Source organism: Streptomyces sp. NPDC050509, assembly GCF_044457965.1.
Taxonomy (GTDB): domain Bacteria; phylum Actinomycetota; class Actinomycetes; order Streptomycetales; family Streptomycetaceae; genus Streptomyces.
In genome coordinates, this window is record NZ_JBITHL010000001.1 from 1,247,946 (window position 1) to 1,260,529 (window position 12,584).

The 12,584-nt window shown below is 71.2% G+C and carries 12 protein-coding genes; 1 reads left to right on the plus strand and 11 read right to left on the minus strand.

The genetic code is table 11. The annotated features are described in order from the left end of the window. Window positions 1-186: 186 nt before the first annotated feature. The gene (gene ggt, locus ACIBJC_RS04730; RefSeq protein ID WP_399287710.1) at window positions 187-2,037 is read right to left on the minus strand and encodes a gamma-glutamyltransferase; all 1,851 of its coding nucleotides are present in this window, start codon (window positions 2,035-2,037) and stop codon (window positions 187-189) included. 123 nt (window positions 2,038-2,160) lie between these two features. Between ggt and ACIBJC_RS04735 the strand changes: the two genes are divergently transcribed. Then, window positions 2,161-2,904 carry a hypothetical protein gene (locus ACIBJC_RS04735; protein ID WP_399287713.1) on the plus strand — a complete coding sequence of 248 codons (744 nt, stop codon included), beginning with the start codon at window positions 2,161-2,163 and terminating at the stop codon, window positions 2,902-2,904. Between the two features lie 138 nt (window positions 2,905-3,042). On the opposite strand, the gene ACIBJC_RS04740 is transcribed toward ACIBJC_RS04735, so the two are convergent. From ACIBJC_RS04740 to ACIBJC_RS04785, 10 genes are all read right to left on the minus strand, one after another. Further along, entirely contained in the window at window positions 3,043-3,900 is an 858-nt protein-coding gene (locus ACIBJC_RS04740; RefSeq protein ID WP_399287718.1) for an amino acid ABC transporter permease, read from the minus strand. After that, the gene (locus ACIBJC_RS04745) at window positions 3,897-4,541 is read right to left on the minus strand and encodes an amino acid ABC transporter permease (RefSeq protein ID WP_399287721.1); all 645 of its coding nucleotides are present in this window, start codon (window positions 4,539-4,541) and stop codon (window positions 3,897-3,899) included. The genes ACIBJC_RS04740 and ACIBJC_RS04745 overlap by 4 nt, the downstream gene beginning before the upstream one ends. Window positions 4,542-4,550: 9 nt before the next feature. Next, window positions 4,551-5,480 carry a glutamate ABC transporter substrate-binding protein gene (locus ACIBJC_RS04750; protein ID WP_399287724.1) on the minus strand — a complete coding sequence of 310 codons (930 nt, stop codon included), beginning with the start codon at window positions 5,478-5,480 and terminating at the stop codon, window positions 4,551-4,553. A 14-nt stretch (window positions 5,481-5,494) separates the two neighbouring features. Further along, window positions 5,495-6,238, minus strand: a complete 744-nt coding sequence (locus ACIBJC_RS04755; RefSeq protein ID WP_399288156.1) for an amino acid ABC transporter ATP-binding protein — start codon at window positions 6,236-6,238, stop codon at window positions 5,495-5,497. A 129-nt stretch (window positions 6,239-6,367) separates the two neighbouring features. Next, a complete protein-coding gene (locus ACIBJC_RS04760) occupies window positions 6,368-6,805 on the minus strand; it encodes a DUF6278 family protein (RefSeq protein ID WP_399287727.1) in 438 nt (145 codons plus the stop codon). Window positions 6,806-6,887: 82 nt separating this feature from the next. After that, window positions 6,888-7,667: an exodeoxyribonuclease III gene (locus tag ACIBJC_RS04765; RefSeq protein WP_399287731.1), complete on the minus strand. Its 780-nt coding sequence runs from the start codon at window positions 7,665-7,667 to the stop codon at window positions 6,888-6,890. Between the two features lie 76 nt (window positions 7,668-7,743). Next, on the minus strand, window positions 7,744-8,424 hold the full coding sequence (locus ACIBJC_RS04770; protein ID WP_399287734.1) for an MBL fold metallo-hydrolase: 681 nt from the start codon (window positions 8,422-8,424) through the stop codon (window positions 7,744-7,746). Between the two features lie 41 nt (window positions 8,425-8,465). Beyond that, window positions 8,466-9,758, minus strand: coding sequence for a 4-carboxymuconolactone decarboxylase (pcaC, locus tag ACIBJC_RS04775; RefSeq protein WP_329828010.1), 1,293 nt, complete (start codon window positions 9,756-9,758; stop codon window positions 8,466-8,468). Window positions 9,759-9,926: 168 nt separating this feature from the next. Continuing rightward, entirely contained in the window at window positions 9,927-11,360 is a 1,434-nt protein-coding gene (locus ACIBJC_RS04780; protein ID WP_399287736.1) for a hypothetical protein, read from the minus strand. Between the two features lie 60 nt (window positions 11,361-11,420). Beyond that, on the minus strand, window positions 11,421-12,524 hold the full coding sequence (locus ACIBJC_RS04785; protein ID WP_399287739.1) for a glycoside hydrolase family 43 protein: 1,104 nt from the start codon (window positions 12,522-12,524) through the stop codon (window positions 11,421-11,423). Between the last annotated feature and the right edge of the window lie 60 nt (window positions 12,525-12,584).

The window sequence follows — 12,584 nt, forward strand, 5'->3', positions numbered from 1 at the left end:
GAGAGCGACGCCCAGCGTACGAAGAGTGCCTCGAACCGTCCACACTTTGTCCACAACGAGTTGAAACTCGTGGGGCGGTGGGACGGGACGGCGCGTCCGAAGGGCCCGGACCGGAGGTCCGGGCCCTTCGGACGCGGTGGATCGGGCCCTTCGGTGGATCAGGCCCCTCGGTGGATCAGGACCAGGTCAGGGCGTACCGCCCGCCGGGCGGACGACCATCGCCGAGCCGCCTCCCCTGCGTACCTTCTCCGCCGCCGCCAGCCAGCGGCCGTCCGGCAGCCGCTGCACCCCGGTGGCGGCGCCGATCTCCGGATTCTGGGTGAACGTGTGCCCCAGCGCCTCCAGTTGCTGCCGTACGGGGCTGTTCCACAGACCCGGCTCCAGCTCCGTGGAGGCCGCGTTGCGCTGGCTGGCCCGGGGCGCGGCGATCGCCTCGACCAGCGGCAGACCGCGGTCGAGCGTGCCCGTCAGCGTCTGGAGCACGGTGGTGATGATGGTCGCGCCGCCCGGCGAACCGACCGCCAGGACCGGCTTGTCGTGCCGGTCCAGGATGATCGTCGGGGAGATCGACGACCTCGGCCGCTTGCCCGGGCCCGGCAGGTTCGGGTCGTGGACCGCCGGGTTGGCCGGGGCGAACGAGAAGTCCGTCAGTTCGTTGTTGAGCAGGAAGCCCCGCCCCGGCACGGTGATCGCGCTGCCGCCGGTCGACTCGATGGTCAGGGTGTACGCGACGACGTTGCCCCACTTGTCCGCGGCGGTGAGATGCGTGGTGTTCTCGCCCTCGAACGTGGTCGGCGCGGCGGTGCCGCCCGGCGCGCACGGTGTCGGGTCGCTCGGATCACCGGGCGCCAGGGGGCTCTTGAGGACCGCGTCGTCCTTGATCAGGCAGGCGCGGGAGTCCGCGAAGCGCCGCGAGAGCAGTCCCTTCGTGGGGACGTCCTCGAAGGCCGGGTCGCCGACCCACCGGCCCCGGTCCGCGAAGGCGATCCGGCTCGCCTCGATGTAGCGGTGCAGGTACGCGGCCTGCGACGCCTTCGAAAGGTCCGTACGGGCAAGGATGTTGAGCGCCTCGCCGACGCTGGTACCGCCGGACGAGGAGGGCGCCATGCCGTACACGTCGAGCCCGCGGTAGGTGACCTTCGTCGGTGCCTGGCGCTTCGTGCGGTACGTGGAGAGGTCCCGCGCCGTCAGGTCGCCGGGGCGCACCGTACGGCCGGCCGCCGGGTCGACCGGGGGTGTGCGGACCGTACGGACGATGTCGCGGCCCAGGGCGCCCCGGTAGAGCAGTCCGGTGCCCTCGCGGCCCAGCTCCCGGTACGTACGCGCCAGGTCGGGGTTCTTGAAGACCGAGCCCACGACGGGCAGTTGGCCGCCGGGCAGGAAGAGCTCGGCGGTGTCGGGGAAGTCGGCGAACCGTTCCTGGTTCGACTGGGTCTGGGAACGGAAGGTCGCGTCGACCGTGAAGCCGTTCTTCGCCAGCCGCTCCGCGGGCTTCAGCACCTGCCCGAGCGACCGGCTGCCCCACGCGCCGAGCGCGGTCTCCCAGGTGGCCGGGGTGCCGGGGGTGCCGACGCCGCGTCCGCTGGTCACGGCCTCCGCGAACGGGATCGGCTTGCCGTTCTCCAGGAAGAGCGCGCTGTCGGCGGAGGCCGGCGCGGTCTCCCGCCCGTCGATGGTGTGCACCGTACGGGACGCGGCGTCGTAGTGGACGAAGTAGCCGCCTCCGCCGATGCCCGCGGAGTACGGCTCGGTGACCCCGAGGGCGGCGGCGGTGGCGACGGCCGCGTCCACGGCGTTGCCGCCCTTCCTGAGCACCTCGATGCCCGCCGCCGAGGCGTCGGCGTCGACGCTGGCGACCGCTCCCCCGTACCCCGTCGCGACCGGCACCTTCGCGGGCGGGCCCGACCGTTGCGACACCGCCATGGGCGCCGAGGGCGGCGCGGCGGTGCCGACCGAGAGCAGGGCGGCGGCGACGACCGAGAGCAAGGCGGCGGCGACGGCCATGAGGGAGACATTCCGCACGGCGGAGCGACGCATCAGGTACCTCCAGTCAGCGGTGGGGCCAGTCGGCGACTGTCCGCGCGCAGCGTAACCGCCGCGCCCCGGCATCGTCAGGACCGCCTCTGACACAGGCGCGTGGTCCGGCTACGATGCGCGCCCATGAATGACGACATACGCAACATCGTGCTCGGCGTAGTCGCCGCGGGTTTCAGCGCCGCGCTGGGCTGGCTCGCCCGCACCGCTCTCTGGCAGCGCAGGCTGCGCAGGAAGCAGGCGTTCTTCGGGCTGCCCAGCAACTCCGAGTGCCTGCTGGTCGTCAACCGCAAGGCGGGCAGCGACGGCGCCGTCCACCGCCACGACGTCTCCGCGCTGCTGGAACTCTCCGCGCTGATCAAGGACTGCGGCGCGCACGCCGACATCGTCCAGCACGACACCGCGCGCCAGGGGTTCGGGGAGCGTACGGAGTTCTGCCTCGGCGGCCCGTCGACAAATCGGCGGATGGCGGCCCATCTCACCTCCCTGCTGCCCGGGGTGCGGGTGACGACCGACTCCGACCGGGTGGCCGAGCACGGCGCCTTCCGGATCGGGACCGAGCGTTATCTCGCGGAGGCGGGCGTCCTGGAGTACGTCCTGCTGGCGCGGCTGACCGTCGGGGAGGGCGCGCGGCCCGTCTTCCTCTGCTGCGGCCAGCGGGCCATCACCAATCAGGCGGCCACGCGCTATCTGGCCCGCCATCACGAGCGGCTGACGCGCAAGTACGGCACGGATTCGTTCTGTCTGCTGCTGAAGGTGGTGAACTCGGAGGCGTACGGCCCCGATGTGGTGGAACTGGTCGCCGATGTGACGCGCGCGGCCCATACCCCCCTGCCGGAGCCCGCCCCGGCGACCGGGCCCGCCGAGTAGGCGTGCGTCCCGAGCACAACCCGACCGGCGGACAGCTGACCTTCCCCCCGTGCGCCGGCCGCCCGTCGTCTCCGCCGGGTACCGCCGCCGTACGAGAAGTGATCTCCGGCTGTCTGCCGGGCGGGCCACTGCCCTGCGCTACTGCCCGCCCGGCAGCAGCGTCCCTGGTGCGGCCGGGGCGGCTCCCACGGCCTCGGTTCTCGGGTTGTGCCGCTGCCGCCCGGCCAGCCAGTGGGCGAACCAGGAGAGCAGCATGCACATCCCGATGTAGATCGGCGAGATCACCATCACCACAGGGATGAACGGCAAATCGTAGTCGAGATTCGAGGCGATGAGCTTGCCGGCATGGAGGAACTCCTCGTAGGTGATGAGATAACCGAGCGATGTGTCCTTGAGAGCGACCACCAACTGGCTGATGATCGTGGGCAGCATGGCGCGGACCGCCTGCGGCACCAGCACGTACGTCATGACCTGCGTCTTGCGCATGCCGAGCGCGTACGCCGCCTCCCCCTGACCGCGCTCCACCGCGTGGACTCCGGTACGGAAGACCTCGGCGAGCACGGAGCCGTTGTAGAGCGTCAGACCCGCCACCAGCGCGGGCAGGGCCTGCACCTTCAGCGCCACGAAGATGAAGAAGATCATCACCAGTACGGGCATGGCCCGGAAGAACTCGACCAGCACCGTGGCGAGCCAGCGCACCGGCCGGTGTTCGGAGAGCCTGCCGCACGCCAGGACGGCGCCGAGCGCGAGCGAGAGCACCGCCGCGTACCCGAACGCCTTGAGGGTGTTGCCGAGTCCGCGCAGCAGCAGGTCCTGGATCCCCTGGTACGTGAAGGGGTCCCACTTGACGGCGGTGAACTGGCCGGTGTCGAAGAGCAGATAGATGAGCCAGCCGATCAGCGCGGCGATCACGGCCGTCGACACCAGCCCGTAGGTGCGGTGCCGACGCCGGGTGCGGGGCCCGGGGATGTCGTAGAGGGCGGTCGATTCACTCATCGGGCGACTCCCCAGCGCTTCTCCATCACGTTGAACAGCGCACTGATGGTCAGGGTGATGAGGAGATAGCCCACAGCGATCCAGACGAACGACCAGACGATGTTGTAGCCCCTCTCACTGAGGACCTTGTAGGTGCCGAGCAGTTCGGTGACGCTGAACGCGCCCGCGATCGCGGAGTTCTTGGCCAGCGCGATCAGCGTGGAGCCGATGGGCGGGATGACCGTACGGAACGCCTGCGGCAGCACCACGTCACCGAGCGTCTGGCCGAAGCTCATGCCGAGGCTGCGGGCCGCCTCGCGCTGCCCCTTGTGGACGGTGTTGATGCCGGAGCGCAGCACCTCGCAGATGAACGCGGAGGTGTAGCAGCCGAGGGCGAGGATCGCGAAGAGCTGGAAGGGCAGGACGAGTCCGAAGCGCGGCAGCCCGAGGACGACGGCGAAGAAGAGCAGCGTCAGCGGGGTGTTGCGCAGCACGGTGACCCATACGGTGCCCAGCGCGCGCAGGGAGCGTACGGGCGACACCCGGAACGAGGCCATGAGGAAGCCGAGGGCGAGCGCCAGCAGCGAGGCGTAGACGGTCAGTTGAACCGTGCCGAGGAAGCCTTCGCCGTAGAGGGCGAAGTTGTCGGTGAGTACGTTCATGGCGCGGCCTCAGCTCGCCGGGTAGCGGTCGATGGGCGGGGGCGGGGTCGCCTTGCGGCCGGAGAGGCCGAGGGTCGCGTCGTACGCCTTCTGCCAGTCGCCGTCGCGCTCGTGGACGGCGAGGGCGTCGTCCAGCGCGAGGCGCAGGGCGTTGTCGGAGCGGGGGACGCCGATGCCGTACGGCTCCTTGGAGAAGGGCTTGCCGACGACCTTCAGCTCCTTGGGCACCTTGGCCGCGTACCCCTGGAGGATGGTGTCGTCGGTGGTGACGGCGGCGACCTGGAAGGTCAGCAGGTTGTCCACGCAGACGGAGTAGGTGTCGTACCCGACGAGCTGGACGCGCGGGTAGTCCTGCTGCATGCGCTGGTACGGGGTGGAGCCGGAGGCGGAGCAGACGCGCTTGCCGTCGAGGTCCCGGGGCCCCTCGATGCCGTGCTCGTCGGTCCGTACGAGGAGGGACTGGCCGGCCATGTAGTACGGACCGGCGAAGCCGACGAGCTTCTTGCGGTTGGCGTTGATGGTGTACGTGCCGACGTAGTAGTCGATCTGCCCGTTCTGGAGGGCGGTCTCGCGGTTCGCGGAGGCGATGGTGCGGAAGCGGATGGTTTTCGGGTCGAAGCCGAGGGACGCCGACATCATCTTGGCGATCTCGATGTCGAAGCCGGAGTAGACGCCGGTGGCGGGGTCCTTCTCGCCCATGTACGGCTGGTCCTCCTTGGCCCCGACGATCAGGTAGCCGCGGCGCTTGGCCTTCTCCCAGGTGGGCGAGGAGGGCAGCCGGAAGCCCTGGTCGACGTGGTAGCGGGGCAGCGCGTCGGGCCGGGGGCCCTTCACGGGCGGGCTGCCGGCCTTGCCGCACCCCGCCGCGAGGAGGGCGAGCAGGAGTACGGCGAGCGCCGTCGCGGGACGTCTCAGCGGGCGTCTCAGCGGGTGTCTCACGAACCGCACCCCCGTCAGTGCTTGAGGATCTTGGAGAGGAAGTCCTTGGCCCGGTCGCTCGCGGGGGCGGTGAAGAAGTCCTCCGGGGTGCGGTCCTCGACGATGCGGCCGTCGGCCATGAAGACGACGCGGTTGGCGGCGGAGCGGGCGAAGCCCATCTCGTGGGTGACGACGACCATGGTCATCCCCTCGCCCGCGAGTTGCCGCATCACTTCGAGGACTTCGTTGATCATCTCCGGGTCGAGCGCCGAGGTGGGCTCGTCGAAGAGCAGCGCCTTGGGGTCCATGGCGAGCGCGCGGGCGATGGCCACGCGCTGCTGCTGGCCGCCGGAGAGCTGGGCCGGCAGCTTGTCCGCCTGGTCGGCGAGGCCGACGCGGTCGAGCAGTTCCCGGGAGCGCCGGTCGGCGTCCTCCTTCTTGCGCTTGCGGACCTTGATCTGCGCGAGGGAGATATTGGCCAGCACGGTCTTGTGCGCGAAGAGGTTGAACGACTGGAAGACCATGCCCACTTCGGTACGGAGCCGGGCGAGCCCGCGCCCCTCGGCGGGCAGCGGGCTGCCGTCGATGGTGATCCGGCCCGAGTCGATCGTCTCCAGCCGGTTCATCGTCCGGCAGAGGGTGGACTTGCCGGAGCCGGAGGGTCCGATGACCACGACGACCTCGCCGCGGTCGACCGTGAGGTCGATGTTCTGGAGGACGTGCAACTGCCCGAAGTACTTGTTGACACCACGCAGCTCGATCAACGGTTCGCCGGCCATACGCTGCCCCACCCACTCACTCTCGGCTGTGTCGAGGTCAGCGCAAACTATCCAGCCCGCCAAGGGACTTCGCGCACGACACGCATACGTGGGGCATAAGCCGTATTTACTGCTGAAAGCCTGTGAGGGTCAGGCTTCGGCGGCCTCGGCGTAGACCTGGGAAAGCTCGGGCGCCCCGGTGGCGGCCCAGTCGAGACCCGCCTCGACGACCTGGATCTCCCGCCCGGACGCCAGCCGTACGACGGGGTGACCGCCCGGCCAGATGTGCCAGACCGCGCCGGGGACGGTGCGGACGATCACCGTACCCAGATAGAGACCGGCGTCATTGCCCAGCCAGGGCAGCTCCTCCGGGTCGTCGCGCCAGCGCGGGGGGAGCTGGTCGAGCGCTTCCAACGAGGCCGGGGAGTCGTCCAGTTCCAGGCCGTGCTGCCCCGCTCTGGCGCGCAGCAGCTCGCACTCGGAGAGCAGTTCGGCCACGCCTTCCGGCTCACCGACGGCGGAGGCGAGCGGCGTACCGTCCGCGCCGTCGTGCCGCTTGCGCCAGTTGTCCAGGAAGGAGAAATTCATACCGCTCAGCCTGCCACTCCCCCCGTCGGGGCACCATACGGCGCGCGGAACGCCCCACCGGCCCGGCGGGGCGCCTGCCGCCTCAGACGTCGAGGTCGACCACGACCGGGGCGTGGTCCGAGGCGCCCTTGCCCTTGCGCTCCTCACGGTCGACGTAGCTGTCCTTGACGGCGCCCGCGAACGGCCCGTTCCCGTACACCAGGTCGATGCGCATGCCCCGGTTCTTCGGGAAGCCCAGCTCCCGGTAGTCCCAGTAGGTGTACGGGCGGTCGTACTTCAGCGGGCGGGGCACCACGTCGTCCAGGCCCTGCTCGCGCAGCGCGGCCAGCGCGGCGCGCTCGGCCGGGGTGACGTGCGTGGCGCCCTCGAAGCGGGACAGGTCCCAGACGTCCTCGTCCGCCGGGGCGACGTTGAAGTCACCGAGGACGGCGAACGGGCGCGGGCCGGCCGCGTCCGCCGCGACCGCGTCGCGCAGCGCCTCGAACCAGCGCAGCTTGTACGCGTAGTGGTCGTGGCCGACCTCGCGGCCGTTGGGCACGTAGACCGACCAGAGCCGGACCGGGCCGCAGGTCGCTGAGATCGCGCGCGGCTCCTCCACGCCCTCGTACAGCGGGCCCCCGGGCAGCCCCTTGACGATGCCCGCCAGGCCGACGCGGGAGAGCAGCGCCACCCCGTTCCACCGCCCCGTGGCGTTCACCGCCGACTCGTACCCCGCTTCGCGGAGCTGCTCGGCGGGGAACTGCTCCTCGCCGCACTTGGTCTCCTGGACGCAGAGCACGTCCGTACCGCTGCTCTCCAGCCAGGCCAGCAGCCGGGGCAGCCGGGCGGTGATCGAATTGACGTTCCAGGTGGCGATGCGCATGCGTGACAGCCTATCGGCGGGGTCCGACAGCCGGGGGTACGGCGGTGCGGGGCGGGCCCTGGGAGGGGGTGTGCGGCTACAGCTCGGTCGAGGCGCCGGGGGCCAGCCTGCCGTGGTCGGCGCCGCCCAGCGAGCCGATCTGCGTGTCGTAGATCGGCCGGGCGAGGTCCGTGAGCAGCGCGTCGTGGATGTCGAAGGCGCGCACGGGCTTGACCTCCCGTACGTACTCGATCACCTCGGAGATCTTGCTCCAGGGCGCCTGGACGGGCAGCAGCAGCGTGTCCACGGGGTGGTCGGGGACGGTGAGCGCGTCGCCCGGGTGGAAGACCGAGCCGTCCACGAGATAGCCCACGTTCGTGATCCGCGGGATGTCCGGGTGGATCACCGCGTGCAGTTCGCCGTAGACCCGGATGTCGAAGCCCGCCGCGGAGAACGTGTCGCCGTGCCCCACGGTGTGGACCCGGCCGGGAAAGGCGGCGGACATCCGCCCGGCGACGCTGCGCAGCGTCCACAGCTCGGCGCCCGGATTGGCCTCAAGGCCCGCCCGCAGCCGGTCCTCGTCGAAGTGGTCGGGGTGCTCGTGCGTGACGAGAAGGACGTCCGCGCCCTGCGTCGCGTCCTCCTCCGTGAAGGTTCCGGGGTCGATGACGAGCGTGCGCCCGTCCTTCTCCAGCCGGACACAAGCGTGCGTCTTCTTGGTGAGCCTCACCGCTGACCGCCTCTCTTCCTCACGCGGAACCGCTGTCCGTCCCCCCATCGGCCCCGCCGGCCTCGTCGTTGTCCTCACCCACCATCCTGCTACGCCTCGGGCCGGGTCTCCTCCTGGATCACGGTCCTGGCCACCCGGAACGCGGAGTTCGCCGCGGGGACGCCACAGTAGACGGCGCTCTGGATCAGCACTTCCTTGATCTCGGCCGGGGTGAGGCCGTTGCGCAGCGCGGCCCGGGTGTGGAAGGCGAGCTCCTCCAGATGCCCGCCCGCGACGAGCGCGGTCAGCGTCACCGCGCTGCGGGTACGGCGGTCCAGGCCCTCCCTGGTCCACACCTCGCCCCAGGCGTAGCGGGTGATCAGCTCCTGGAAGTCGCCGGAGAAGTCGTCGGCGGTGGCCATGGCTCGGTCCACGTGGGCGTCGCCCAGGACCTGTCTGCGGACCAGCATCCCCGCGTCGTACGGGTCGTGCCGTCCGCTGGCGACGGCCTGGGGCTGCTCGGCGGGGGCGATCTCGGCGACCGGGCCGATCGTCGCGGAGACCGAGGGCCGGTTTCCCAGGTCGGGCATCACGGTCAGGCCGGTGGCGGTGTCGGACGGGTTGTACCAGGCGGTGGCGAAGTGGTGCACGAGCAGGTCGGTGACGGCGGCGGGCTGCTCGACGGGCGCCAGGTGCGAGGCCCCGGGGACCAGCGCCAGCCGGGCGTCGGGTATCCCCGCGACCAGGGTGCGTGCCTCGGCGGGCCCGGTGACCTGGTCCTCGGCGCCGACCAGGACGAGGGTGGGCACGGTGATACGGCCCAGCTCGGCGCGTATGTCGAAGGCGGCGAGCGCCTCGCAGGCGGCGATGTAGCAGCCGGGGTCGGTGGTACGGACCATCTGGACGGCCCACTCGACGATGGCGGGCTGCGCGGCGGCGAAGCCGGGGGTGAACCAGCGCTCGGGCGCGCTGCGGGCCATCGGGTCCAGCCCGTTGGCCCGGACGATCACCCCGCGCTGGCGGAACTCGTCGGCCGTGCCGAACCGGGGCGAGGCCGCGACCAGCGCGAGCGAGGCGATCCGGTCGGGCCGGCGCAGCGCCAGCTCGGCGCCGATGGCCCCGGCGATGGAGCAGCCCACGTAGCCGAAGCGCTGGATGCCGAGCCCGTCGAGGGTGGTCAGCAGCCGCTGGGCCAGTTCGGGGACGCTGGTGGCGGGGTGCGCGGGCGCGCCGCCGTGTCCGGGCAGGTCGAAGCGGAACACCCGCCACTGCCGGGCCAGCTCGGGCACCTGGCGATCCCACATGTGCCAGGTGGTTCCGAGGGAGGGGCCGAGGATCAGGACGGGGGCGTCCTCCGGACCGTCCATGCGGTACTGCAGGGTCTTCGGTGGTGTCTCGCTCACCCGTCCGACCCTCTCATGCCTCACGGGATCTCACGTGGCCAGGGCGAACTCATCGGCTTTTGTTCACCTCGCTACGACAGGTCCTGCACCGCCCGGCCCCTTGAGGGGCCCGGTACGTGATCTCCGACATGTACACGTGACCGGGTCGGCGGCGGGCCCGGCCCGGTCTCACCTCCAGCGCAGCCGGTTGCCGGTCGCGTTGCGGGCCAGGAACAGCGTGAGATACGACTGCCCCGCCATGGCGCCGATGCGGTGCTCCCGCCCGTAGTAGGTGTTCTCCCCGGCGGCGCCGTAGGTCCGGCCGTCGGTGAAGCGGGACATCAGGGAGAGCTGTGCGGTGTTGTGCAGCCGCTCCCACTCGGCGGCGGGCGGGGTGATGCCCCGGTCCTGCCCGGTGAGGGAGACCAGGAGGTCGAAGTTGCCGAAGTAGAAGGGGAAATGCGTACCCCAGTCGTTGCCCTCGGGATAGTGGATCTCCGCGGAGCCCGGGCGGTAGATGGGGGTGGTCCCTCCCCCGGGCAGCGGGAACGGCTTGTCCACCAGGGCGGCGTAGGTCCGCCTGATGTTGTGCAGCGCGGCCCTCGGCGCCGCACGGTTGGCGAGGCCGAAGACGAAGCCCTGGTAGAGGCTCTGGTCGAAGGCCACCATGTACAGCGGGTGCAGCCGTGCGTGGTTCTCCAGCGTCCCGTCGTCGGCGATGTTCGTCCCCCGCAGCCAGGAGGACAGCCGGATTCCGTTGACGGTCGTGCCGCCGGTGAGGTCGGCCGGCCGGGCCGCGGCGGCCAGCAGGAGCTCGGCGTTGCGACGCGTCCAGCGGGCGGCGCCGGGGTGGCCCGGCATCATCGAGGCGGCCAGGGAGAGCGCGGCGGCGCTCCAACTGTTCTCCTCCGCCTTGCTGTCCCCGGGGGTGACGACGGTGCCGTTCCGGCGGGTCATGTACAGCTCATCACCGCTGGTGCCGATGAGGTGGACGCTGTCGCCGGTGGTGAGCCGGTCCGCCTCCCACACCAGCATGGCGACGAGATGATCGCGCGCGGTGGTGTCCAGCCGGTCCCAGAAGAGCCAGCCCGACAGCGCCGTGTAGTACGCCCACAGGGCGGTCTGCCATCCGCCGCCCCAACGGGTCCCGGCATCGGTGTTGTTGGCCCGGTGCCGGGCGGCGAGGGTCCGGATGAGATTGCGGGTGCGGACGGTGGCGTTCGCGGCCGACAGCGTCCGGGGGTCGTACACGCCCGTGACCAGGGCCGTGGTGGCGGCGACCGCCGCCATGGCGGGCAGCCGTACGGCCCGCTCGTCGGTTCCCCGGAGGTCGATGTGGCCGTCGGGAAGATAGTGGGTGTACGTGGCGGCGTACCAGGGCCCGATCAGGTAGCGGGCGCTCCCCGCGAGGACTGTGCTCACCCTGGTTCCGGCGGCGTCCGCCCCTGCGTAGGAGCCCAGGCGCGACCAGTCGACGGGGACGACGCCGCCGCCGTCCGCCGCCCGGGCGGAGAGGGTCGTTCCGGAGCCGATCACACCGGTCGGTCCGATCACACCGGACAGTCCGATCGCGCTCGTCGCTCCGAGGAAGCGGCGCCGGGAGGGCGGGGGCAGGTCGAACACGGCAGGACTCCTACTCGCGAGGGGTGCCGGGCGGGAAGGGACCTGGCCGCCGGCGGCGCGCTACTCGAAGAACTTGAGGCTGTACCCGACGTCGGTGGGCGCGCCGGGGACATTGGCCCGGCGGTAGGTGGTGTTGCCCCACCACACGGCCGTTCCGGTGTACCAGTAGCGGTTGGACCACGTGTACGGGGTGCCCTTGGCGACCGCGTGGAACAGGGTCGGGAACCGGTTGCCGGACGGCGGGCCGGCGGCGGCGTCGCCGCGCGGCAGGACGAACGTGTGGTGGCCCGGACCGTCGACGTTCAGTGTGGGGTCCCAGCCCGGCATCATGGTCGGGGCGTGCGAGCCGAACAGGCAGCCGTTGCTCTTGTACCAGTCCCAGACGTACGTGGGATCGCCGCCGGCCCGCAGCCGCAGATCGGCGATGCAGTACTGGCTGCTCCAACTGCCGTTCGCGGAGTACGCGATGTGCAACTGCCCGCTGGGGTCGACCACCGGCTGGGGCGCCTCGTTGATGTACGGATCGCCCACGACCCGTTCCCACGGCTCGCGCGGCTGCGAGATGACATAACGGCCGCCGGTGGACGCGGTGGGGCTGCTCATCCTGGCGATGTAGAGGTTCTGCTCGACGTTGGTGTCGCCGGACCAGCCGGACCACACGAACCAGCGCCGGCCGCCGAAGGTGAAGGGCGCTCCGTCGATGGCCCATTTGTCACCGGGCAGGGCGACCTTGGTGGCGGCGGAGTAACCGGTGTCCGGGGCGGCCGAACTGATGTGGTACATCCGGTGGGCGGCGCCACTGCCGGCGGCGAAGTAGATGCGGTACTGACCGTCGTGGTGCACGATCTCCGGGGCCCAGACCTCGCCGAGGCCGCCGGTGTCCCGCCACACCTGGTGCTTGGGCGCGGTGGCGACGCCCTCCAGGGTGGACGCCGACCGCACCGCGATGCCGCCGTCCACGGACTTGGCGGAGACATAGAGGTCGCCGACCTTGATGACGCTCGGGTCGGCGCCGCCGACGAGGGGGCGGCCGAGCGTGGACGGCCGGTCGTCCGTCGCCGCGGCGACGGCCTCCGCGGGTCCGGCGGTGGTCACGTGCCCGAGGACAAGCGCGCCGGCGAGTCCGAGGGAAACGACGCCGGCGAGCCATCGCGCAGGGGACATCAGGTTCCTCCTGATCATGTCCACGACAGAGAGCGCTCCCCATGGTCGCCACACGGCGGG